At 63.6% G+C, this 22,551-nt stretch carries 16 protein-coding genes; 15 read left to right on the top strand and 1 reads right to left on the bottom strand.

Features of this window, described 5'->3' with window-relative positions:
- Positions 1-20 precede the first annotated feature (20 nt).
- From FAZ97_RS14120 to FAZ97_RS14070, 11 genes are all read left to right on the top strand, one after another.
- A complete protein-coding gene (locus FAZ97_RS14120; RefSeq protein WP_158758936.1) occupies positions 21-1,169 on the top strand; it encodes an SLC13 family permease in 1,149 nt (382 codons plus the stop codon).
- Between the two features lie 296 nt (positions 1,170-1,465).
- Positions 1,466-2,047 (top strand): ATP synthase subunit I, encoded by a 582-nt coding sequence (locus tag FAZ97_RS14115; protein ID WP_158758935.1) that lies wholly within the window; start codon positions 1,466-1,468, stop codon positions 2,045-2,047.
- A 171-nt stretch (positions 2,048-2,218) separates the two neighbouring features.
- Positions 2,219-3,070, top strand: coding sequence for a F0F1 ATP synthase subunit A (gene atpB, locus FAZ97_RS14110; RefSeq protein ID WP_042265988.1), 852 nt, complete (start codon positions 2,219-2,221; stop codon positions 3,068-3,070).
- A gap of 66 nt (positions 3,071-3,136) precedes the next feature.
- Positions 3,137-3,406, top strand: coding sequence for a F0F1 ATP synthase subunit C (gene atpE / locus FAZ97_RS14105; RefSeq protein ID WP_028203308.1), 270 nt, complete (start codon positions 3,137-3,139; stop codon positions 3,404-3,406).
- 140 nt (positions 3,407-3,546) lie between these two features.
- The gene (locus FAZ97_RS14100) at positions 3,547-4,017 is read left to right on the top strand and encodes a F0F1 ATP synthase subunit B (protein ID WP_133183351.1); all 471 of its coding nucleotides are present in this window, start codon (positions 3,547-3,549) and stop codon (positions 4,015-4,017) included.
- Between the two features lie 2 nt (positions 4,018-4,019).
- Entirely contained in the window at positions 4,020-4,559 is a 540-nt protein-coding gene (locus FAZ97_RS14095; RefSeq protein ID WP_158758934.1) for a F0F1 ATP synthase subunit delta, read from the top strand.
- A 67-nt stretch (positions 4,560-4,626) separates the two neighbouring features.
- Positions 4,627-6,168, top strand: a complete 1,542-nt coding sequence (gene atpA / locus FAZ97_RS14090) for a F0F1 ATP synthase subunit alpha (RefSeq protein WP_158758933.1) — start codon at positions 4,627-4,629, stop codon at positions 6,166-6,168.
- 87 nt (positions 6,169-6,255) lie between these two features.
- A complete protein-coding gene (atpG, locus tag FAZ97_RS14085; RefSeq protein ID WP_158758932.1) occupies positions 6,256-7,137 on the top strand; it encodes a F0F1 ATP synthase subunit gamma in 882 nt (293 codons plus the stop codon).
- Between the two features lie 80 nt (positions 7,138-7,217).
- Positions 7,218-8,612 carry a F0F1 ATP synthase subunit beta gene (gene atpD, locus FAZ97_RS14080; protein WP_158758931.1) on the top strand — a complete coding sequence of 465 codons (1,395 nt, stop codon included), beginning with the start codon at positions 7,218-7,220 and terminating at the stop codon, positions 8,610-8,612.
- Positions 8,613-8,743: 131 nt separating this feature from the next.
- Positions 8,744-9,169: a F0F1 ATP synthase subunit epsilon gene (locus FAZ97_RS14075; RefSeq protein ID WP_158758930.1), complete on the top strand. Its 426-nt coding sequence runs from the start codon at positions 8,744-8,746 to the stop codon at positions 9,167-9,169.
- Between the two features lie 347 nt (positions 9,170-9,516).
- Positions 9,517-11,277 (top strand): AMP-binding protein, encoded by a 1,761-nt coding sequence (locus tag FAZ97_RS14070; protein WP_158758929.1) that lies wholly within the window; start codon positions 9,517-9,519, stop codon positions 11,275-11,277.
- 745 nt (positions 11,278-12,022) lie between these two features.
- On the opposite strand, the gene FAZ97_RS14065 is transcribed toward FAZ97_RS14070, so the two are convergent.
- A complete protein-coding gene (locus tag FAZ97_RS14065) occupies positions 12,023-12,835 on the bottom strand; it encodes a transporter substrate-binding domain-containing protein (RefSeq protein ID WP_158758928.1) in 813 nt (270 codons plus the stop codon).
- Positions 12,836-13,071: 236 nt separating this feature from the next.
- Here FAZ97_RS14065 and hemE point away from each other — a divergent pair, with 236 nt between their 5' ends.
- The 4 genes from hemE (at position 13,072) to FAZ97_RS14045 (ending at position 22,551) form a co-directional block, all read left to right on the top strand.
- The gene (gene hemE, locus FAZ97_RS14060; protein ID WP_158758927.1) at positions 13,072-14,163 is read left to right on the top strand and encodes a uroporphyrinogen decarboxylase; all 1,092 of its coding nucleotides are present in this window, start codon (positions 13,072-13,074) and stop codon (positions 14,161-14,163) included.
- A 416-nt stretch (positions 14,164-14,579) separates the two neighbouring features.
- Positions 14,580-16,835, top strand: a complete 2,256-nt coding sequence (locus FAZ97_RS14055) for a primosomal protein N' (protein ID WP_158758926.1) — start codon at positions 14,580-14,582, stop codon at positions 16,833-16,835.
- 524 nt (positions 16,836-17,359) lie between these two features.
- Entirely contained in the window at positions 17,360-21,307 is a 3,948-nt protein-coding gene (gene putA, locus FAZ97_RS14050) for a trifunctional transcriptional regulator/proline dehydrogenase/L-glutamate gamma-semialdehyde dehydrogenase (RefSeq protein WP_158758925.1), read from the top strand.
- Positions 21,308-21,402: 95 nt separating this feature from the next.
- On the top strand, positions 21,403-22,551 hold the full coding sequence (locus tag FAZ97_RS14045; protein WP_158758924.1) for a branched-chain amino acid ABC transporter substrate-binding protein: 1,149 nt from the start codon (positions 21,403-21,405) through the stop codon (positions 22,549-22,551).

Here is a 22,551-nt window from a genome sequence, read left to right as displayed (position 1 = left end):
CGCGCCAGCGCATAAACCCGGTGCGTGAATCGGAGCAGGGCGCGCGCGAGCCCTTGAGCCTGTTGCGCCGTATCGGCGCATTCGCCGCATCGGAGCCTGTGCTCGCGATTCTTGTCGTGGCGTTCGTGGCGTTGCAAATTTACGCGCCTCGCCCCATCGCCTCGCTGCCCGCACTCGTCGACTGGCAAACGGTGATGACCCTCGCGGGCCTGCTCATTCTGACCAGGGGCATCGAATATTCAGGACTGCTGACCTGGCTCGCACATAAGCTCGTCCACCACATACACTCGGAACGCGGGCTCGCGTTGTTGCTCGTCGCGCTGGCTGCGGTGCTCTCGATGATCGTGACGAACGATGTCGCGCTTTTCGTCGTGGTGCCGCTCGTGCTCTCACTCCACAAGCTCACGCCACTGCCGCTCAAACGTCTCGTGATCGTCATTGCGCTTGCCGTGAACGCGGGCTCGGTGCTCACGCCGCTCGGCAATCCGCAGAATCTGTTCCTCTGGCAAGTGAGCGGGGTGTCGTTCGGACGATTCGTCGTGGGGCTCGCGCCGCTGTGCGCATTTCTGATGGCGATGCTGATCCTGCTCGCCGCGTTTCTTTTCAAGGCCACACCGCTCGACCTTTCGAAAGACGCGCCGCCGCAGCGCGTCGATCGCGCGCTGGCGAGCGTCGCGGCCTTGCTCTTCGTCGCATTCGTGCTGCTCGCCGACGCTCACCACGCAGGCGTCGCACTGGCTGCTGTCGCCGCAGGTTTTGTGATCTGGCGCATCCGTATCGTGCTCAAGATCGACTGGCTATTGCTGCTGATCTTCGTGCTGATGTTCATCGTGCTGCGTAGCGTGGCTGCGCTGCCCGCCATTCATCACGCGCTGACGTCGTTGTCGCTGCAAACACCTATGCGCGCTTTTGCCGCAGGCGCGGTGCTGTCGCAGGTTATCAGCAATGTCCCGGCCGCCATTGTGCTCGCGGGCTTCACGCACGACTGGCGTGCGCTCGCGTTCGGCGTAAGCGTAGGCGGCTTCGGGGTCGCCATCGGCTCGCTCGCGAATCTCATTGCCGTGCGTCTTTCCGGCGAGCGCGGCGTGTGGCTGCCATTTCACCTGATCGCCGTGCCGTTCTGGATCGCGGCCTTTCTTGGCGGCGCGTTGCTCCTGCATCTGTTCTGACGCCGCCACATCCCACATCCTGTGCATAGTCAGGATTGCGCGCCAGATGACGTCGCATTTACCTGGTCATCCTGACGATTCCTTCGCCGTTGCTTCGTCCCTTACAGTTACCGGTCACACGTTCGCGGCGACGCGTTTCCCGCATCATGAAGTCGCATTTCACAGGTGTTATTGAAGGGCCTAAAGTCTTGAATTGCCTGCAACTATCGCTTACAATCGCCCGGATTTATTTGGTTGGCGATGCTGTAAGTGCGCTGTAATAAAGAGCGTGCCAGGCGAATTTCCGGAATAAAGCGATGGTGGGTCAGAGGCCAGACGAAGCGCCGCAGGCGCATGAAGGGCCCGATGTTCCTCCGGGCAACGCCGAAGTATCCAGCCGGGGGCAGGATGCAGCGGCAAATCATTCCGGACGCGTTGATCACAACGCGCGCTGGGATGAGCTGGACGTCAGCCAGCAAGATAATAACGACATCGTTCCGCTCACCCGGGCCGAAGCCGAGCAGATCTTCGGCGCGCAGGTGAGTCGCCCATCGCGCGTCACGCCGTTTCGTGTCGTGGCGGCGCAAGTGGTTTTGTCCCTGGTTGCAACGTTGGCGTGGTGGCTGTTTTATAAGCCGCCGGGCAGTGCTGCGTTGTCGGCGTTCCTGGGTGGAGCGATTTGCTGGTTCCCCGGCGCACTGTTCGCAGCGCGCCTCAAGCAGTTGAGCAGTGCCGGCACCGTGTTGAACTGGATGCTCGGTGAAGCCTTCAAGATGGGGGCGACGATTGCGATGTTCGTCGCCATCGCGTTCTGGTATCACGACGTGCTGTGGATTCCCTTGCTCGTCACGTACCTGATCGCACTAAAGACATACTGGATCGCGCTCGCATGGCGCTGATCCACCAACATCGCGCCGCCTCAATTCAGGGCGTCGAAGCGATGCAGGTGGAAGTCGGCTGGCCGATGCGAAGCGAATAAGACACGATCCACGGCGGTGCGTTCCCGCAATACAGTATTGCGGCGGGAGCGGCCGAAAACGATTTTCGACAATTTGGGTGGCATTAACGATATGGCAGCTAGCGAAGGAACGAGCGGACCGGGTCCGTCCGAGTACATTGCTCACCACTTGCAGAATTTTGCGACCTCGCATCAGACGTCGATCGTCGACTTCAGCGTCTGGAATATCGACACGCTGTTCTGGTCGATCCTGTGCGGCGTCGTGACGATCCTCATCCTGCGCCTCGCTGCGCGCAAAGCGACCCCGGGCGTACCGGGCCGCTTCCAGTGCGCCATCGAAATGCTGGTCGAAATGGTCGAGGACCAGTCCAAGTCCATCGTCCATGGCAACCGCGCATTCATCGCGCCGCTCGCGCTGACCGTGTTCATCTGGGTCGCGCTCATGAACTCGCTCGACTTCATCCCCGTCGACCTGCCCACGCGCGTGATCGGCTGGCTCGGCCTGTCCGAAGTGCTGCCGCACCAGCGCATCGTTCCGACTGCCGACCTCAACGGCACGTTCGGCATCGCGCTCGGCGTGTTCGTGCTGATGATTTACTACAACCTCAAGATCAAGGGTCCTGGCGGCTTCGCACACGAGCTGCTCTCGGCCCCGTTCGGCGCGCATCCGCTGCTGTGGATCCCGAACCTTGCACTGAACATCATCGAGTTTGTCGCCAAGACGGTTTCGCTCGCCCTGCGGTTGTTCGGCAACATGTATGCAGGCGAGCTGCTGTTCCTGCTGATCGCGCTGCTGGGCGGTCTGTGGAGCTTCGGCGCGGACACGACGGTGCTTGGCTTCATCGGCCATGTGATTGCGGGCAGCGTCTGGGCGATCTTCCACATCCTGATCGTTCTGCTGCAGGCGTTCATTTTCATGATGCTGACGCTGGTGTACATCGGCCAGGCACACGACAAGCACTAAGTGCTCGTCAAACCAGAATTGCAGTTTTAAATCCCCAGTTCCAGAAAATCTCACAAAGGAGTGATCATGCAAGCTTTCATCGCCAACATCCAGGGTTTCACGGCCATCGGTATCGGCATCATCATCGGCCTGGGTGCAATCGGCGCCTGTATCGGTATCGGCCTGATGGGCGGCAAGTACATCGAAGCCTGCGCACGTCAGCCTGAACTGATGAACCCGCTGCAGACGAAGATGTTCCTGCTGGCTGGTCTGATCGATGCAGCGTTCCTGATCGGCGTGGGTGTTGCAATGCTGTTCGCGTTCGCTAACCCGCTGCTCTCGAAGCTCGCGGGCTAAGTTCCCTGGAAGGTTGCGCCTGACCTATAACGGGTAGTGGGCGCATGGCGGAACGGGAGACGAGGCGCTGATCGAGTTTCACAACCGATGAGCGCCTTGCCGTTTCAATTCCCCGGAATAGCAACGATTAAGGAAACACCGTGAATCTCAACGCAACCCTGTTTGCGCAAATGGTCGTGTTCCTGATCCTCGCGTGGTTCACGATGAAGTTCGTGTGGCCGCCGTTGATCAACGCCCTCGACGAGCGCTCGAAGAAGATCGCAGACGGCCTGGCCGCTGCGGAAAAGGGCAAGGCGGAACTCGAAGCGGCGCACAAGCGCGTCGGCGAAGAACTCGCCACGGCCCGTAACGAGGGTCAAAGCCGTATCGCCGACGCCGAAAAGCGCGCGCTGGCCGTCGCAGAAGAAATCAAGGCCCAGGCACACGCCGAAGCGGCACGCATCATCGCTCAAGCGAAAGCCGACGCCGACCAGCAGGTCGTCAAGGCGCGCGAAGCACTGCGTTCCGAAGTCGCTGCACTCGCTGTGCAAGGCGCCGAGCAGATCCTGAAGCGCGAAGTCGATCAGTCGGCCCACGCCGAACTGCTGAATCAACTGAAAGCCGAGCTCTGATCATGGCCGAACTTGCAACCATCGCCCGCCCGTACGCAGAAGCCCTGTTTGGCGTGGCCGAAGCTGGTGACACCGCCGCCTGGTCCACGCTCGTTTCGGAGCTGGCACAGGTTGCGGCCTTGCCCGAGGTGCAGTCGGTCGCGACGAGCCCGAAGGTGAGCCATGCCCAGGTCGTCGAGCTGCTGCTCGCGGCGGTGAAGTCGCCGGTCAAGGAATCGGCCGAGGTGAAGAACCTCGTGCAGATGTTGATCGAGAATCATCGCCTGGCACTGCTGCCGGAAATCCAGACGCAGTTCGAAGCGCTCAAGAACGCCAAGGCAGGCGCTGCTGACGCAGTGATCGTCAGCGCGTTCCCGCTCGAAGGCGCACAGTTGAACGACCTCGTCGCCAGCCTCGAACGCAAGTTCAAATGCAAGCTGAAGCCGACCGTCGAGATCGACAACTCGCTCATCGGCGGCGTGCGCGTCACGGTCGGCGACGAAGTGCTCGATACCTCGGTCCGCGCGCGGCTCGCCAGCATGCAGGCGGCTCTGACTGCCTGAGCGCCTCGATTACAAAAATCGGGCGCAGCGGCTGGCACGCAACAGAATTGAACATCAGGAGCGAATAATGCAACTCAATCCCTCTGAGATCAGCGAGCTGATCAAGAGCCGGATCCAGGGCCTTGAAGCGAGCGCAGACGTTCGCAACCAGGGCACCGTGATCTCCGTGACCGACGGTATCGTGCGTATCCACGGCCTGTCGGACGTGATGCAGGGCGAAATGCTCGAATTCCCGGGCAACACCTTCGGCCTCGCGCTGAACCTCGAGCGCGACTCGGTCGGCGCCGTGATTCTGGGCGAGTACGAGCACATCTCGGAAGGCGACATCGTCAAGACGACGGGCCGCATTCTCGAAGTGCCGGTTGGCCCCGAACTGATCGGCCGTGTGGTCGATCCGCTCGGCAACCCGATCGACGGCAAGGGCCCGGTCAACGCCAAGATGACCGACGCGATCGAAAAGATCGCTCCGGGCGTGATCTGGCGTGAAGGCGTGTCGCAGCCGGTGCAAACGGGTCTGAAGTCGATCGACTCGATGGTGCCGATCGGCCGTGGCCAGCGTGAGCTGATCATCGGCGACCGTCAGTGCGGCAAGACCGCAGTGGCCGTCGACACGATCATCAACCAGAAGGGCAAGGACCTGATCTGTATCTACGTCGCCATCGGTCAGAAGGCTTCGTCGATCCAGAACGTGCTGCGCAAGCTCGAAGAAACGGGCGCGATCGAATACACGATCGTCGTCGCCGCTTCGGCTTCGGAATCGGCCGCGCTGCAGTACCTCGCGCCGTACGCCGGCTGCACGATGGGCGAATACTTCCGCGACCGCGGTCAAGACGCCCTGATCATTTACGACGACTTGACCAAGCAAGCTTGGGCATACCGTCAAATCTCGCTGCTGCTGCGCCGCCCGCCGGGCCGTGAAGCTTACCCCGGCGACGTGTTCTATCTCCACTCGCGTCTGCTCGAACGCGCTGCACGCGTGTCGGCCGACTACGTCGAGAAGTTCACGAACGGCGAAGTGAAGGGCAAGACGGGTTCGCTCACCGCACTGCCGATCATCGAAACGCAAGCCGGCGACGTGACCGCATTCGTTCCGACGAACGTGATCTCGATTACCGACGGCCAGATCTTCCTGGAAACCGACCTCTTCAACGCAGGCATCCGCCCGGCTATCAACGCCGGCGTTTCGGTGTCGCGTGTGGGTGGCGCGGCTCAGACGAAGGTCATCAAGAAGCTGTCGGGCGGTATCCGTACCGACCTCGCGCAGTACCGTGAACTGGCGGCATTCGCCCAGTTCGCATCGGACCTCGACGAAGCGACCCGCAAGCAGCTCGAGCGCGGCCGCCGCGTGACGGAACTGCTCAAGCAGCCGCAGTACCAGCCGCTGCAAGTGTGGGAACTGGCTGTGGCGCTGTTCTCGGCGAACAACGGCTACCTCGACGACATCGAAGTCAAGGACGTCCTGCCGTTCGAAAAGGGCCTGCGCGAATACCTGAAGTCGAAGCACGCTGACCTCGTCGCGCGCATCGAGGACAAGAAGGACCTGTCGAAGGACGACGAGAACGCGCTCCACGCGGCTCTCAAGGACTTCAAGAAGTCCGGCGCATACTGATCCGTCCGGGAATCAATCACGATAAACGGACATTGAAGCGGTGCGGGGGGCGTTAAATCCCGCCTCGCTTCGATCAAGGAGCAAGCAATGGCTGGAATGAAGGAAATTCGCGGCAAGATCAAGAGCGTGCAAAACACGCGCAAGATCACCAAGGCGATGGAAATGGTCGCGGCGTCGAAAATGCGCCGTGCCCAGGAGCGCATGCGCGCCGCCCGCCCGTATGCCGACAAGGTCCGCGACATCGCTGCGCACATGAGCCGTGCGAACCCCGAGTACCGCCACCCGTTCATGGTGGAGAACACCGGTGCGAAGGTCGCAGGCGTGATTCTCGTCACGACCGACAAGGGTCTGTGCGGCGGGATGAACACCAACGTGCTGCGCGCAACGCTGCAGAAGATCAAGGATCTGGAAGCATCCGGCACGACGATCGAAGCAACTGCGATCGGCAGCAAGGGCCTCGGTTTCCTGAATCGTCTGCGCGCGAAGGTCGTCTCGAACGTTGTGCAACTCGGCGACACGCCGCACCTCGAAAAGCTGATCGGCGCGATCAAGGTGCAGCTCGACCAGTACTCGGAAGGCAAGCTTTCCGCCGTGTACATCGCGTACACGCGCTTCGTCAACACGATGAAGCAGGAGCCTGTGATCGAGCAACTGCTGCCGCTGTCGGCTGAGCGTCTCACGGCAAACGACGACGGCACGACACCGAAGTCGGCGTGGGACTACATCTACGAGCCGGACGCGCAAACCGTCGTGGACGAACTGCTGGTGCGCTATGTCGAAGCCCTGGTCTATCAGGCCGTGGCGGAAAACATGGCTTCGGAGCAGTCGGCCCGTATGGTGGCGATGAAGGCGGCGTCGGACAACGCGAAGACGGTCATCAACGAACTGCAGCTCTCGTACAACAAGAGCCGCCAGGCCGCGATTACGAAGGAACTTTCGGAAATCGTCGGCGGCGCAGCAGCCGTCTGATAGTCGCGAACCGATTGCGAAACCGCGCCGGTGTTGAACCGGTGAGCGAGTGAAGAATTCAGGTATCTAAAGGAAAATCGATGAGTACAACTGCTTTGGTAGAAGGCAAGATCGTACAGTGCATCGGCGCGGTGATCGACGTGGAATTCCCGCGCGAAAGCATGCCGAAGATCTACGACGCGCTGATCCTCGAAGGGTCGGACCTGACCCTCGAAGTGCAGCAGCAGCTGGGCGACGGCGTTGTCCGCACCATCTGTCTGGGCGCTTCGGACGGTCTGCGTCGCGGCACCGTGGTGAAGAACACGGGCAAGCCGATCAGCGTGCCGGTCGGCAAGCCGACCCTCGGCCGCATCATGGACGTGCTGGGCCGCCCGATCGACGAAGCGGGTCCGATCGTCAGCGAGACGACGCGCGCGATCCACCAGAAGGCTCCGGCGTTCGACGAGCTCTCGCCGTCGGCTGAACTGCTCGAAACCGGCATCAAGGTTATCGACCTGATCTGCCCGTTCGCAAAGGGCGGCAAGGTCGGTCTGTTCGGCGGTGCTGGCGTGGGCAAGACCGTCAACATGATGGAGCTCATCAACAACATCGCGAAGGAGCACGGCGGTTTCTCCGTGTTCGCGGGCGTGGGCGAGCGTACCCGTGAGGGCAACGACTTCTACCACGAAATGAAGGACTCGAACGTTCTCGACAAGGTCGCGCTGGTGTACGGCCAGATGAACGAGCCGCCGGGCAACCGTCTGCGCGTCGCGCTGACGGGCCTGACGATGGCCGAGTACTTCCGTGACGAAGGCCTCGACGTCCTGTTCTTCGTCGACAACATCTACCGTTTCACGCTGGCTGGCACGGAAGTGTCGGCACTGCTCGGCCGTATGCCGTCGGCAGTGGGCTATCAGCCGACGCTGGCTGAAGAGATGGGCAAGCTGCAAGAGCGCATCACGTCGACCAAGAAGGGCTCGATTACGTCGGTTCAGGCCGTGTACGTCCCTGCGGACGACTTGACCGACCCGTCGCCGGCTACGACCTTCGGCCACCTGGACGCAACCGTCGTGCTGTCGCGTGACATCGCTTCGCTGGGTATCTACCCGGCAGTCGATCCGCTCGACTCGACCTCGCGCCAGATCGACCCGAACGTGATCGGTGAAGAGCACTACTCGATCACACGTGGCGTGCAGCAAACGCTGCAGCGCTACAAGGAACTGCGCGACATTATCGCGATTCTGGGCATGGACGAATTGTCGCCGGAAGACAAGCTGACTGTCTCCCGCGCACGCAAGATCCAGCGTTTCCTCTCGCAGCCGTTCCACGTCGCGGAAGTCTTCACGGGCTCGCCGGGCAAGTACGTGCCGCTGAAGGAAACGATCCGCGGCTTCAAGATGATCGTTGGCGGCGAGTGCGATCACCTGCCGGAGCAGGCGTTCTACATGGTCGGCACGATCGACGAAGCCTTCGAAAAGGCCAAGAAGATCCAGTAAGGGTTGAGTTGCCAACGGATGGATAAGTCATCTGTGACTTATCCGTCACCGCAACCAATTAACCCTTAAGCCGTGCATGGGATCGGACTAAGCGCTAAAGCGCTAAGTCCGATCGACAGGAGTCGACACATATGGCAGCAACCATCAAGGTAGACGTCGTCAGCGCCGAAGAGAACATCTTCGACGGCCAGGCGAAGTTCGTCGCGCTTCCGGGCGAGGCGGGCGAGCTGGGTATTCTGCCGGGCCACACGCCGCTCATCACGCGTATTCGTCCGGGTGCCGTGCGCATCGTGGCGGAAGACGGCGGTGAAGAGTTCGTGTTCGTCGCAGGCGGCATTCTCGAAGTGCAGCCGGGCGCCGTCACGGTGCTCGCCGACACCGCGATCCGCGGCAAGGACCTCGACGAGGCAAAGGCCACGGAAGCGCGCAAGCGCGCTGAAGAGACGCTGCAGAACGCCGGCTCGAACCTCGAGTACGCCACCGCCCAGGCCGAACTGGCCTACGCGGTCGCTCAGCTCGCGGCGATCCAGCGCCTGCGCAAGATGAACCAGCATTAATTGGTTCTCGTACGCGCGCCCTCGTGGCGCGGCGTCCGAAGCGAAAAGGGCTCCCCGATTGGGGAGCCCTTTTTGCATTGGCGAGCCGCCGAACGGACCGAACGGGCACGGCCCGATGGCATCGCGATGAAAAACGCGGCATAAATGCCGTGAGCCGCGGTGGTCGACAAAAACGCTCTGACATACTTGACGTTTACGGAAAGGTAATGCCAAATCATGCGTTCGCAGCGGGCTCAGACACATGCGCTGCGGGTAAGACTTGATGCCGCCGCCGGGAAAGCCGGTGGCACAATAGTTTTCAAATTCATTTCAAACGCGGGAGTGACGCTCCCCAGGAGACAGCCATCATGGCAATCGACGCAGCAGGCGCACCCGCCGCGCCCGGTGTACATGAGCCGCTCATCGCGCCGAAAGACGGTCTTTCCTACGTGCGAGGCACGACCGACGTGCCGCTCAGCGACGCGACCCTCGGCACCTTCCTGCAGGCGACCGCCAAGCAGTTTCCCGAGCGGCCTGCCGTGGTGTTCCGCGAGCAGGGTATCCGCTGGAACTGGCGCGAGTTCGCCGCCGAAGTGGACGTGCTCGCCGCCGGCTTCGCCGAGCTGGGCATCGTCAAGGGGGATCGCGTCGGCATCTGGTCGCCCAATCGCGTCGAATGGTTGCTGACCCAGTTTGCGACCGCGCGTATCGGCGCGGTGCTCGTCAACATCAATCCCGCGTATCGCCTCGCCGAACTCGAATACGCGCTGAACAAGGTGGGTTGCAAGGCGATCGTCTCCGCGGAAAGTTTCAAGACTTCGAAGTATCTGGAGATGCTGCAGACGCTCGCGCCGGAGCTTGCGACCGCTGCGCCCGGCCAGTTGCAGGCCGCGCGCTTGCCTGAACTGCGTGCGGTCGTGCGCATGTGCGACACGGCCACGCCCGGCATGCTCTGCTTCAGCGAGCTCGTGGAGATGGGCCGCGAGCGCATTGCCCGCGATGGCACGGCGTGGCTCGATGCCATCGATGCGACGCTGTCGCCCGACGACGCGATCAACATTCAGTTCACGAGCGGCACGACCGGCAATCCGAAGGGCGCGACGCTCACGCACCGCAACGTGCTCAACAACGGGCGTTTCATCGCCCAGGCGATGCGCCTCACGGAAGAAGACTCGCTCTGCATTCCGGTGCCGCTTTATCACTGCTTCGGCATGGTGCTCGCGGTGCTCGCGTGCGTTTCGGTGGGCGCGAACATGGTGTTTCCGGGCGAGGCTTTCGATCCGCGCGCTACGCTCGCCGCTGTCGCGGAAGAGGGCTGCACGGCACTGCATGGCGTGCCCACGATGTTTATCGCGGAGCTCGATCATCCGGACTTCGCGAGCTTCGACCTGACGAAGCTGCGCACGGGCATCATGGCCGGTTCACCGTGTCCGATCGAGACGATGAAGCGCGTCGTTTCGAAGATGCACCTTGCCGAAATCACGATCGCCTATGGCATGACGGAAACGAGCCCGGTGTCGTTCCAGAGTTCAACAACCGATCCGCTCGACAAGCGCACGACCACCGTGGGCCGCATTCAACCGCATCTCGAAGTGAAGATCGTCGATGCGCTTGGCAACACCGTGCCAGTGGGCGAAACCGGCGAGCTGTGCACGAAGGGCTATTCGGTGATGCAGGGCTACTGGGGCGATGAGGAGAAGACGGCAGAGTCGATCGTCGATGGCTGGATGCATACGGGCGATCTCGCCACGATCGACGCCGAAGGCTACTGCAACATCGTCGGCCGCCTGAAGGACATGCTCATTCGCGGCGGAGAGAACATCTACCCGCGCGAGATCGAAGAGTTTCTGTTCCGCCATCCGAAGGTGCAATCGGCGCAGGTATTCGGCGTGCCCGATGCGAAGTACGGTGAGGAAGTGTGCGCGTGGATCGTGCTGCGTCCGGGTGAAGTGGCAACGGCGGAAGACATCCAGGCGTTCTGCCAGGGGCAGATTGCGCACTACAAGATCCCAAAGTACATCCGCTTTGTCGACGAACTGCCGATGACGGTGACAGGCAAGGTGCAGAAGTTTGTGATGCGTGCGCGCATGATCGACGAACTCAAGATCAGCGAGCAGAAGACGGCTTGACGACGGGGTTGAGGCAACGCCGCGGCGGACGAATCATCCCGTCGCGGCGCCATGCATGAGCGCGAACAAATCATCGGGAAACCGAACGATTTTCCGGCGGTGGAGGGAGTGGATGCGTGGCGATGCCTGTCGAATAACGAAACGTACAGGCGAAAAAAAAGCGGGCCTGGAGCCCGCTAAAAACCACACGCTACGGGGTTAGCGCGAGGAGACCAAAGGAGGAGCCGGGTCATGAAACGTCTTCGACGCCGGTCACGGCTCCAACAAGGATGCCCCTCGAGAGGGCTTCGGCGTAGTGCCGACCGGCAGGTGTTTTGTGTCCGCTCACACTGGCACCGAGCCACATCCGTGTTGAAACCGTTGAAGCCCATTGTGGGCGAATTAAGATGGCTTCGCGGTAACAAAGTGTTTCAGGTTGTAACGCCCGCCAGATAAGGCTCCGAGCCTCTTTTTGCCATCCTGAGCGTCTTAAGGAAGTCATTTTTACCGCTATTTTCCGCGGCTGTTTGACAGCCCGAATCGCCGCTCGCGCGAGAGGATTCGTATCGCATGAAGAAAGGCCCACAGCATGGGCCTTTTGCGCGTGACGCGTTTCGTACGGAATTACCGGTTGCGCACATGCGCAATGTGTCGGTTTCGCTCGTATGCGTAAAATGCAAACTTTGCGCGCCCCGCGTTACGGCCTCGTCTTGCAACTCATCGTAGCAATTCGAAGGGACATAACAACGTGGCGCGGGTCAGCGAATCACTTCAGCCACTTGTCGGAGATTGCCTGATATTCGCCGCTCGCGCGCGCAAGATGCAGCCACTGGTCCACATACTGCTGGAACACCACGTCGCCGCGCGGCACCATCCACGCTTTCTCGCCGTACTGGAATGGCTTGTCGGGATGCACGGAGCACAGGCCCGGGTTGAGCTTCTGCTGCAGCAGGGTCTCGGAAGCGTCGGTCACCATCACGTCGGCGTTGCCTGCGAGGATCTGCTTGAAGATCGTCACGTTGTCCGGATACATGATGAGATTCGCATTCGGCAAGAACTGCTTCGCAAAGCGCTCGTTCGTGCCGCCCGGATTCATGATCACGCGCACCGAAGGCTGGTTGATCTGCGCGACGGTCTGGTACTTCTTGACGTCGTCGCATCGCACGATGGGTGTCTTGCCGTCGACTTGATACGCCTCGGTGAAGAACGCGCGCTTCTGGCGATCGAGCGTCGTGGAGACGCCACCCACTGCAACGTCGCACTTCGCCAGGAAGTCGTTCATGAGGTTCGACCACGACGTCTTTACGAACTCGGCCTTCACGCCCAGCGACTTCGCAAGCGACTGCGTCATGTCGATATCGATGCCTTCGAACGTGCCGTCCTGCCTGTAGAACGAGTAGGGCTTGTAGTCGCCGGTCGTGCAGGCGCGCAACGTGCCGCGCGCGATGATTTCGTCGAGCCGTGAAGGGGCCGCGGTGGCCTGCGTACCGTTGGTCGAGGTTCCGGCGGACTGGTTCGTGGCGCATGCGCTCAGCAGTGCGGCGCCAACGATCGTCAGGCCGAGGGCGGCTTTTTTCATCGTGTCTCCTTCCATGGTTTTGATCGATGTAATTTTTTAGAAAGCCGTCCGATCATAGTCCTCGCGTGCCCCTGCGGTTAAGCGCGGACTTACCTGGGTAGGCAAGGACCTATACTTCGGTGTTATTGCGCTTTCTGATCCTGCCCATCAGGGGCATCGACGGCATGGCTGGGCGGCCGCTCCGGTAAAATGGCCGCTTGCTTCCGAACCTTGGCGCGACTTCGCGCATCCAGCACGTGGCCCACACTCTCCTGAACGACACCTTCCTGCGCGCGCTGCTGCGCCAGCCGACCGAGTACACGCCAATCTGGCTGATGCGCCAGGCAGGCCGTTATCTGCCGGAGTACAACGCCACGCGCAGCCGCGCGGGCAGCTTCCTCGGCCTCGCGAAGAATCCCGACTACGCGACCGAGGTCACGCTGCAGCCGCTCGAGCGCTATCCGCTCGACGCCGCGATCCTGTTCTCCGACATCCTCACGATTCCCGATGCGATGGGCCTCGGCCTCTCGTTCCAGGCGGGCGAAGGGCCGAAGTTCGCGCATCCCGTGCGCACTGAAGAAGATGTGGCACGCCTCGCCGTGCCGGACATCGGTGCGACGCTCGGCTATGTGACCGACGCCGTGCGCGAAATTCGCCGCGCGCTCACCAATGCAGACGGGCGCCAGCGTGTGCCGCTCATCGGCTTCTCCGGCAGCCCGTGGACGCTCGCGTGCTACATGGTCGAAGGTGGAGGCTCGGACGACTTCCGCACGGTGAAGTCGATGCTGTACGCGCGCCCGGACCTCATGCAGCGCATTCTCGAAGTCAACGCACAGGCCGTGGCGGCTTACCTGAACGCGCAGATCGAAGCGGGCGCGCAGGCCGTGATGATCTTCGACACCTGGGGCGGTGCACTCGCGGACGGCGCCTATCAGCGCTTTTCGCTCGCCTACATCGCGCAGGTCGTGGCGCAACTCAAGCGCGAGCACGATGGCGAGCGCGTGCCGGTGATCACGTTCACGAAGGGCGGCGGCCTCTGGCTCGATGAAATCGCCAACACGGGCGTGGACGCAGTGGGCCTTGACTGGACCGTTAACCTTGGCCGCGCGCGCGAGCGCGTAGGCGATCGCGTGGCGCTGCAGGGCAACCTCGACCCCACGGTACTGTTCGCATCACCCGCGGCGATTCGCGAGCAGGCGCGCGCGGTACTGGACAGCTTTGGCGCGCACCCCGGCCACGTGTTCAACCTCGGCCACGGCATCTCGCAGTTCACGCCGCCCGAAAGCGTGGCCGAACTCGTGGACGAAGTGCATCGTCACAGCCGCGCGATTCGCGCGACCGGTGCGTGACGTTTTGGTGCGTCGCAGCAAGCTGGGCTCCGGGCGTCAGGGTATGACCGGGCTCAAGAGGCCATCTAGACGGCATCGCGGCCCTGTCAAGACTTGACTTATGCACACTTGCCTCGTTGCGGCGCGCAAGAGGGAAAGGTTGTCGCAGGGGCCCGCTTAAGTCTGAGCAGAATCAATCAGACCCTTGACAGACAAGGCTTTCGCCGCTCCACGGCGCTCTGTGCGGTATCCCACATAACGACCCTGCGCGGGCGCCCTGTGGAAGCGGCTGGCAAGTTCTCAACAAAGTTATCCACAGGCGCAGATTCGGGGGCGCGATTGTTCTGCGGAATCCAAAACTTAGCGCGAAATCTCAAGTATTACTTTAGGTTTGCGTGTCTGTGCGCCAGCGTACGGAACTTCCCTGGGAGTGCAGCATGACGGGGCAGTTCGTGCGCGTGGCGCTGGACCATCCTCTGGACGCGCTCTACGACTATCGCTATAGCCTCGATACCGCGCCCGAGCCCGGCTTGCTGGTGCGGGTGCCGTTCGGGCGGCGCGATGTGGTCGGCCTGATCTGCGAAGTGAACGCTCACAGCGACGTGCCCGCGAACAAGCTCCGCGACGTGAGCGCGGTGTGCGCCGCCTGCCCGCCGCTTTCGGCGCAATGGCTCGCGCTGGCTGGCTTTGCCGCCGACTACTATCAGCGAGGCCTCGGCGAGGTCGCCTTGCCGGCGCTGCCGCAGGCGTTGCGCGATCCGTCGCGCTGGGCGCGCCTGCTCGCGCCCGAGGAGCGCTACCGTCTGTTGCCGCAAGGGCGCGCCGCGCTGCCCGACGCGTTGCCGGCGCGCGCCCCGGCGCTGCGCCGTCTCGCGCAGGCGCTAACCGATGGCGGTGAGCTCGACGTAGCCGCGGCCCGTGCGCTGCATCCCAAGGCGATTGCGACGCTCGATGCCTGGTGCGAAGCCGGCTGGGTCGAGCACGAATGCATCGAGTTCGGCGCGGCCGCAAGCGTGGCCAGCAGCGCAGCGGATGCCACCGCCGCTGTGGACATTCCGCGCCTGAGTGACGAGCAGGCCGACGCCGTGGATGCGATCAGCGCGGCGAGCGGTTTCGCGCCCTTCCTGTTGCATGGCGTGACGGGCAGCGGCAAGACCGAGGTCTATCTGCGCGCGCTCGCGGCGCTGCTCGAGCGCGACCCAGGCGCCCAGGCGCTCGTGCTCGTTCCTGAAATCAATCTCACGCCGCAGTTCGAGGCGGCCTTTCGCACGCGCTTCGCGGCCACGCTTGCCAGCGAAGCCATCGTCACGCTTCACAGCGGTCTGGCCGAGGGCGAGCGCGCCCGCAACTGGCTCGCGGCGCACACGGGCCGCGCGCGCATCGTGCTCGGCACGCGGCTCGCGGTGCTCGCTTCGCTGCCGCGCCTCAGGATGCTCGTGGTCGACGAGGAGCACGACCCCGCCTACAAGCAGCAGGAAGGGCTGCGCTACTCGGCGCGCGACCTTGCGGTATGGCGCGCGAAGCAGCTCGGCGTGCCGGTCGTGCTGGGCTCGGCCACACCGTCGCTGGAAAGCTGGTGGCAGGCCGAGCAGGGGCGCTACACGCGCCTCACGCTTACGCGCCGCGCCATTGCCGACGCGGTGCTCCCCACCGTCAAGCTGATCGACCTCGAAGAGGAGCGGCGGCGCGGCCGTGCCTCGTTCGAAGGGCTTTCCGGGCCTTTGGTCGCGGCGATGAAGGCGCGTCTCGAGCGCGGCGAGCAGAGCCTCGTGTTCCTGAACCGTCGCGGCTACGCGCCCACGCTCGCGTGCGATGCCTGCGGCTGGGTAGCGGGCTGCCCGCGCTGCAGCGCCTACGTCGTGCTGCACAAGCCCGAGCGCGCGCTGCGCTGTCATCACTGCGGCTGGGAATCGCGCATTCCACATTCGTGCCCCGAGTGCGGCAACGTCGACATCGCGCCCATGGGGCGCGGCACGCAGCGCATCGAGGAAGCGCTCGCGAGCGCGGTGCCGGGCGCGCGGGTGCTGCGCATCGACGCCGACAGCACGCGCCGCAAGGGCAGCGCGCAGGCGCTTTTCTCCGACGTGCACGCCGGCGAAGTCGACATTCTGGTGGGCACGCAGATGATCGCGAAGGGGCACGATTTCCAGCGCGTATCGCTGGTTGGCGTGCTGAACGCCGACAATGCGCTCTTTTCGCACGATTTCCGGGCAAGCGAGCGTCTGTTCGCGCAACTGATGCAGGTGAGCGGGCGGGCGGGGCGCGCCGGGCTTCCCGGCGAAGTGCTCGTGCAGACGCGCTATCCGCGCCACGCGCTCTACCACGCGCTGGCACGTCAGGACTACGTGGGTTTTGCGAATACGCAGATCGCGGAGCGGCGCGACGCGCACCTGCCGCCGTTCGTCTATCAGGCGTTACTGCGCGCCGAAGGGCGCACGCTGGAGGCGGCGCTGGCGTTTCTCGCCCAGGCCGCAGAGGCGCTCACGGCGATTCCGGGCGCCGAGCGCGTCATGGCTTACGACGCGGTGCCGCTCACCATCGTGAAGGTGATGAACGTGCATCGCGCGCAACTGCTCGTGGAAAGCCAGTCGCGTGCCGCGCTGCAGGCGACGCTGCGCGCGTGGCAGCCCGCGCTGCGCGCATTGCGCGGCGTGCTGCGCTGGAATCTCGAAGTCGATCCGCTCGATATCTAGCCTTCCAGCAGCCGACGTGGCCTCGCTGACGTGCGCCCTAAGGCAACAGCGAGGCCACCCGGCTTCGACTTCCCGTTTCCTTCCTTACTGGCCGACGCTATCGGCCACTTCCCTACGCGACGCCCGCTTCAAGCTCATGCGGCGTTCGTCCGGCGCCGTCGCACCGCGCATGAAAAGCACGGCGCACATCGCGCACATCGTCCAGATTCCTGCGATTACAAGCAGCTTTTCCATTTTCCGGTCCCTTCGCTCTTTCTTGTGACCAACAACCCCCGCTTTGTTTGTATAACGGCACGGCCGCGGAATCGATTAGGGTTGTCCTGCGTGTTGTTGGCCCAGGGAAAATACCGAGCGCAACCCGCGCGGCCCGGTGGGCGGCCATCGGCCGCAAAGCCCGCCTGCACAAGGTTTCCAGAGTGGTGCAACCATATTGAGGGAGTGGTTGCACCTTTTTATTTGTAGGGTTACGATTCGCCAACTTTTTAGTCACCGCCGGTAAGGATCCGCCGGCATACGAAGGAAACATGGCTAGCACCACACTTGGCGTCAAAGTCGACGATCTCCTCCGCGCCCGCCTCAAGGACGCCGCCACGCGGCTCGAGCGCACGCCGCATTGGCTCATCAAGCAAGCCATCTTTGCCTATCTCGAGAAAATCGAGCACGGCCAGCTGCCTCCCGAACTCAATGGCCACGTCGGTGCGACCGATCTCGCGGAAGGTGCTACCGCCGAGGACGACGAAACGGCCTCGCACCCGTTCCTCGAATTCGCGCAGAACGTGCAACCGCAGTCGGTGCTGCGCGCGGCCATCACGGCCGCGTACCGCCGCCCGGAGCCGGAGTGCGTGCCGTTCCTGATCGGCGAGGCGCGCCTGCCGGCCAACCTCACCGGCGACGTCACGAAGCTCGCCACCAAGCTCGTGGAAACGCTGCGCGCGAAGGGTACCGGCGGCGGCGTGGAAGGCCTGATCCACGAGTTTTCGCTCTCCAGCCAGGAAGGCGTGGCGCTGATGTGCCTTGCCGAAGCGCTGCTGCGCATTCCCGACCGCGCCACGCGCGATGCGCTCATTCGCGACAAGATCAGCAAGGGCGACTGGAAGTCGCACGTGGGCCACGCGCCGTCGCTGTTCGTGAACGCCGCCACGTGGGGTCTCATGATCACGGGCAAGCTCGTCACGACCAACAGCGAAACCGGCCTGTCGTCGGCGCTGACGCGCATGATCGGCAAGGGCGGCGAGCCGCTGATCCGCAAGGGCGTGGACATGGCCATGCGCCTGATGGGCGAGCAGTTCGTGACCGGCGAGAACATCTCCGAAGCGCTGGCCAACAGCCGCAAGTTCGAAGCGCGCGGTTTCCGCTACTCGTACGACATGCTCGGCGAAGCCGCGACGACGGAAGCCGATGCTCAGCGCTACTACGCATCGTACGAGCAGGCGATCCACGCCATCGGCAAGGCCGCGGGTGGCCGCGGCATCTACGAAGGCCCGGGCATCTCGATCAAGCTCTCCGCGCTGCACCCGCGCTACTCGCGCGCGCAGCAGGAACGCACGATGGGCGAGCTGCTGCCGCGCGTGCGCGCGCTCGCCGTGCTCGCACGCCGCTATGACATCGGCCTCAATATCGACGCCGAAGAAGCCGACCGCCTCGAGCTCTCGCTCGACCTGCTCGAAGCGCTGTGCTTCGACCCGGAGCTGGCGGGCTGGAACGGCATCGGCTTCGTGGTCCAGGCTTACCAGAAGCGCTGCCCGTTCGTGATCGACTACATCGTCGATCTCGCGCGCCGCAGCCGTCACCGCATCATGGTGCGCCTCGTGAAGGGCGCGTACTGGGATACGGAAATCAAGCGCGCGCAGGTGGACGGCCTCGAAGGCTACCCGGTGTACACGCGCAAGATCTACACGGACGTGTCGTACCTCGCCTGCGCGAAGAAGCTGCTCGGCGCGCCGGATGCCGTGTATCCGCAGTTCGCCACGCACAACGCGTACACGCTCTCGGCGATCTATCACCTCGCGGGCCAGAACTACTATCCCGGCCAGTACGAATTCCAGTGCCTGCACGGCATGGGCGAGCCGCTGTACGAAGAAGTTACGGGCCCGCTCGCGCAGGGTAAGCTCAACCGCCCGTGCCGCGTCTACGCGCCGGTCGGCACGCACGAAACGCTGCTCGCGTATCTCGTGCGCCGCCTGCTCGAAAACGGCGCGAACACGTCGTTCGTAAACCGCATTGCCGATGCATCGGTGCCGGTGAGCGAACTGGTCGCAAACCCGATCGACGAGGCCGCGAAGGTCGTGCCGCTCGGCGCGCCGCACGCGAAGATTCCGCTGCCGCGCGAGCTGTTCGGCAACGAGCGCTTCAATTCGATGGGCCTCGATCTCTCGAACGAGCATCGTCTCGCGTCGCTTTCGTCGGCGCTGCTGGCGAGCGCGCATCATCCGTGGCGCGCCGCGCCGATGCTCGCCGACAGCGACATCGCTGACGGTGCCGCGCGCGACGTACGCAATCCCGCCGATCATCGCGATCTCGTTGGGACCGTCGCGGAAGCCACGAGCGAGCAAGTGAGCGCCGCGCTCGCGCACGCCGTAGCCGCTGCGCCGATCTGGCAGGCCACGCCCGTCGAAGCGCGCGCGGACTGCCTCGCGCGCGCCGCCGATCTGCTCGAAGCGCAGATGCACACGCTGATGGGCCTGATCGTGCGCGAAGCGGGCAAGTCGCTGCCGAATGCCGTGGCCGAAATTCGCGAGGCGATCGACTTCCTGCGCTACTACTCCACGCAGATTCGCGAAGAGTTCTCGAACGACACGCATCGTCCGCTCGGCCCCGTGGTGTGTATCAGCCCGTGGAACTTCCCGCTCGCGATCTTCATGGGGCAGGTAGCCGCCGCGCTCGCAGCCGGCAACACGGTGCTCGCGAAGCCTGCCGAACAAACGCCGCTGATCGCCGCGCAAGCCGTGCGCATCCTGCGCGAAGCCGGCGTGCCGGCGGGCGCGGTGCAACTGCTGCCGGGCAACGGCGAAACGGTGGGCGCGGCGCTCGTCGCCGATCACCGCACGCGTGCCGTGATGTTCACGGGCTCGACCGAAGTTGCGCGCCTCATCAACAAGACGCTGTCCGAGCGCCTCGACTCCGAAGGCCGCCCGATTCCGCTGATCGCCGAAACCGGCGGCCAGAACGCGATGATCGTCGATTCGTCGGCGCTCGCGGAGCAGGTCGTGGCCGACGTGCTGCAAAGCGCGTTCGATTCGGCGGGCCAGCGCTGTTCCGCGCTGCGCGTGCTGTGCCTGCAGGACGACGTGGCGGACCGCACGCTCGAAATGCTCACGGGCGCGATGAAGGAACTCGCGGTGGGCAACCCCGACCGCCTCTCGACCGACGTCGGTCCCGTGATCGACATCGACGCGAAGCGCGGCATCGATACGCACGTTGCCGGCATGAGAGAGAAGGGCCGCAAGGTCCAGCAGATGCCGACGCCTGACACCTGCGCGCAAGGCACGTTCGTGCCACCCACGCTCATCGAGCTCGACAGCCTCGACGAACTCAAGCGCGAAGTGTTCGGCCCGGTGCTGCACGTGGTGCGCTATCGCCGCAGCCAGCTCGACAAGCTGCTCGAGCAGATCCGCGCAACGGGCTACGGTCTCACGCTCGGCATTCACACGCGTATCGACGAAACGATCGCGCACGTGATCGGCCGTGCGCACGTGGGCAACATCTACGTGAACCGCAACGTGATCGGCGCGGTGGTGGGCGTGCAGCCGTTCGGCGGCGAAGGCCTGTCGGGTACGGGTCCGAAGGCGGGTGGCGCGCTGTATCTCTCGCGTTTGCTTGCGAAGCGTCCGGCAGGTTTGCCGAAGTCGCTCGCCGATGTGCTCGTCGTGGATGCGCCTCAAGCAGCCGAAGGCAACAACGGCGCGCCGCAATCGGCACAGGCCGCGCTCACGGCGCTGCGCGACTGGCTCATCGCCGAGCGCGAGCCCGCACTTGCGGCGCGATGCGACGGCTACCTCGAATACGTGCTCGCAGGCGCCACGGCGGTTCTGCCGGGCCCGACGGGCGAGCGCAATACGTACACGCTTTCGGCGCGCGGCACGGTGCTGTGCGTGGCCTCCACGGCAACGGGCGCACGCGCACAACTCGCCGTTGCGCTGGCAACGGGCAACCGCGCGCTGTTCCAGGGCGCGGCGGGCGAAGCACTGGTGAACGCGCTCCCGGCAACGCTGAAGGCGCACGTGGCGATCAAGAAGACGGCCGACGCCGACTTCGATGCAGTCCTCTTCGAAGGCGACAGCGACGAGTTGCTCGCACTCGTGAAGGAAGTGGCCAAGCGTCCCGGCCCGATCGTCTCGGTGCAGGGCGTGGCGGCGCATGCGCTCGCCAACGGCGATGAAGATTACGCTCTCGAACGACTGCTCGCGGAACGTTCGGTCAGCGTGAATACGGCAGCAGCAGGCGGTAATGCAAATTTGATGACGATCGGTTAAGCACCAGCCATACTGTCGGTCGTCTCAAGACAAGGAAGCGGCAAGGATCACGAATTCGAAGCCGCTCATTCGATACCTGGTACCAAGGAGAAGCAATGCAACACACGATGAAGCAGCTGGCAGGCGCGACGCTTGTCGCCGCCCTGTCGCTGGCGGGGACTGCGCACGCACAACAAGCCGAAGACGTGAAGATCGGTTTTGCCGGTCCGATGACGGGTGCGCAGGCGCACTATGGCAAGGACTTCCAGAACGGCATCACGCTCGCAGTCGAAGACATCAACGCGACGAAGCCCGTGATCGGCGGCAAGCCGGTTCACTTCGTGCTCGACTCGGCCGACGATCAGGCCGACCCGCGCACGGGCACGACGGTCGCACAGAAGCTCGTCGACGACGGCATCAAGGGCATGCTCGGTCACTTCAACTCGGGCACGACGATCCCGGCTTCGCGCATCTACGCGAACGCAGGCATCCCGCAGATCGCCATGGCGACGGCGCCTGAGTACACGCAGCAAGGCTTCAACACGACGTTCCGCATGATGACCTCGGACACGCAGCAAGGTTCGGTCGCGGGTGCGTTCGCGGTGAAGAGCCTGGGCATGAAGAAGATCGTCGTGATCGACGACCGCACGGCTTACGGCCAGGGTCTCGCCGACGAGTTCTCGAAGGCTGCGAAGGCGGCCGGCGGCACGATCATCGACCGCGAGTACACCAACGACAAGGCCGTCGACTTCAAGTCGGTCCTGACGAAGGCGAAGGCGATGAACCCCGACCTCGTCTACTTCGGCGGCGCGGATTCGCAAGCGGCACCGATGGTCAAGCAGATGAAGTCGCTCGGCATCAAGGCTCCGCTGATGGGCGGCGAAATGGTGCACACGCCGACCTTCCTGCAGATCGCGGGTGACGCGGCAAACGGCACGGTGGCGTCGCTCGCCGGCCTGCCGCTCGACCAGATGCCGGGTGGCAAGGACTACGTCGCGAAGTACAAGAAGCGCTTCGGCGAAGACGTCCAGACGTACTCGCCGTACGCCTACGACGGCGCGATGGCGATGTTCGCGGCCATGAAGAAGGCCAACTCGACGGATCCGGCGAAGTACCTGCCGTTCCTCGCGAAGACCAGCATGCCGGCAGTCACGACGTCGGACCTCGCGTACGACCAGCGCGGCGACCTGAAAAACGGCGGCATCACGCTGTACAAGGTTGTCGACGGCAAGTGGACGACGCTGCAAAGCGTGGGCGGCAAGTAA

It is taken from the genome of Paraburkholderia acidiphila, assembly GCF_009789655.1.
Classification (GTDB): Bacteria; Pseudomonadota; Gammaproteobacteria; order Burkholderiales; family Burkholderiaceae; genus Paraburkholderia; species Paraburkholderia acidiphila.
The sequence above is the reverse complement of the archived record's forward strand: the minus strand, read 5'-3'. Positions and strand labels throughout refer to the sequence as shown.

What these genes read in the sequence shown, in the direction of transcription:
- FAZ97_RS14115 (WP_158758935.1), top strand. Translation starts at nt 1,466, where the DNA reads ATGGTGGGTCAGAGGCCAGACGAAGCGCCGCAGGCGCATGAAGGGCCC.
- atpB (WP_042265988.1), top strand. Translation starts at nt 2,219, where the DNA reads ATGGCAGCTAGCGAAGGAACGAGCGGACCGGGTCCGTCCGAGTACATT.
- atpE (WP_028203308.1), top strand. Translation starts at nt 3,137, where the DNA reads ATGCAAGCTTTCATCGCCAACATCCAGGGTTTCACGGCCATCGGTATC.
- FAZ97_RS14095 (WP_158758934.1), top strand. Translation starts at nt 4,020, where the DNA reads ATGGCCGAACTTGCAACCATCGCCCGCCCGTACGCAGAAGCCCTGTTT.
- atpA (WP_158758933.1), top strand. Translation starts at nt 4,627, where the DNA reads ATGCAACTCAATCCCTCTGAGATCAGCGAGCTGATCAAGAGCCGGATC.
- atpG (WP_158758932.1), top strand. Translation starts at nt 6,256, where the DNA reads ATGGCTGGAATGAAGGAAATTCGCGGCAAGATCAAGAGCGTGCAAAAC.
- atpD (WP_158758931.1), top strand. Translation starts at nt 7,218, where the DNA reads ATGAGTACAACTGCTTTGGTAGAAGGCAAGATCGTACAGTGCATCGGC.
- FAZ97_RS14075 (WP_158758930.1), top strand. Translation starts at nt 8,744, where the DNA reads ATGGCAGCAACCATCAAGGTAGACGTCGTCAGCGCCGAAGAGAACATC.
- FAZ97_RS14070 (WP_158758929.1), top strand. Translation starts at nt 9,517, where the DNA reads ATGGCAATCGACGCAGCAGGCGCACCCGCCGCGCCCGGTGTACATGAG.
- FAZ97_RS14065 (WP_158758928.1), bottom strand. Translation starts at nt 12,835, where the DNA reads ATGAAAAAAGCCGCCCTCGGCCTGACGATCGTTGGCGCCGCACTGCTG.
- FAZ97_RS14055 (WP_158758926.1), top strand. Translation starts at nt 14,580, where the DNA reads ATGACGGGGCAGTTCGTGCGCGTGGCGCTGGACCATCCTCTGGACGCG.
- putA (WP_158758925.1), top strand. Translation starts at nt 17,360, where the DNA reads ATGGCTAGCACCACACTTGGCGTCAAAGTCGACGATCTCCTCCGCGCC.
- FAZ97_RS14045 (WP_158758924.1), top strand. Translation starts at nt 21,403, where the DNA reads ATGCAACACACGATGAAGCAGCTGGCAGGCGCGACGCTTGTCGCCGCC.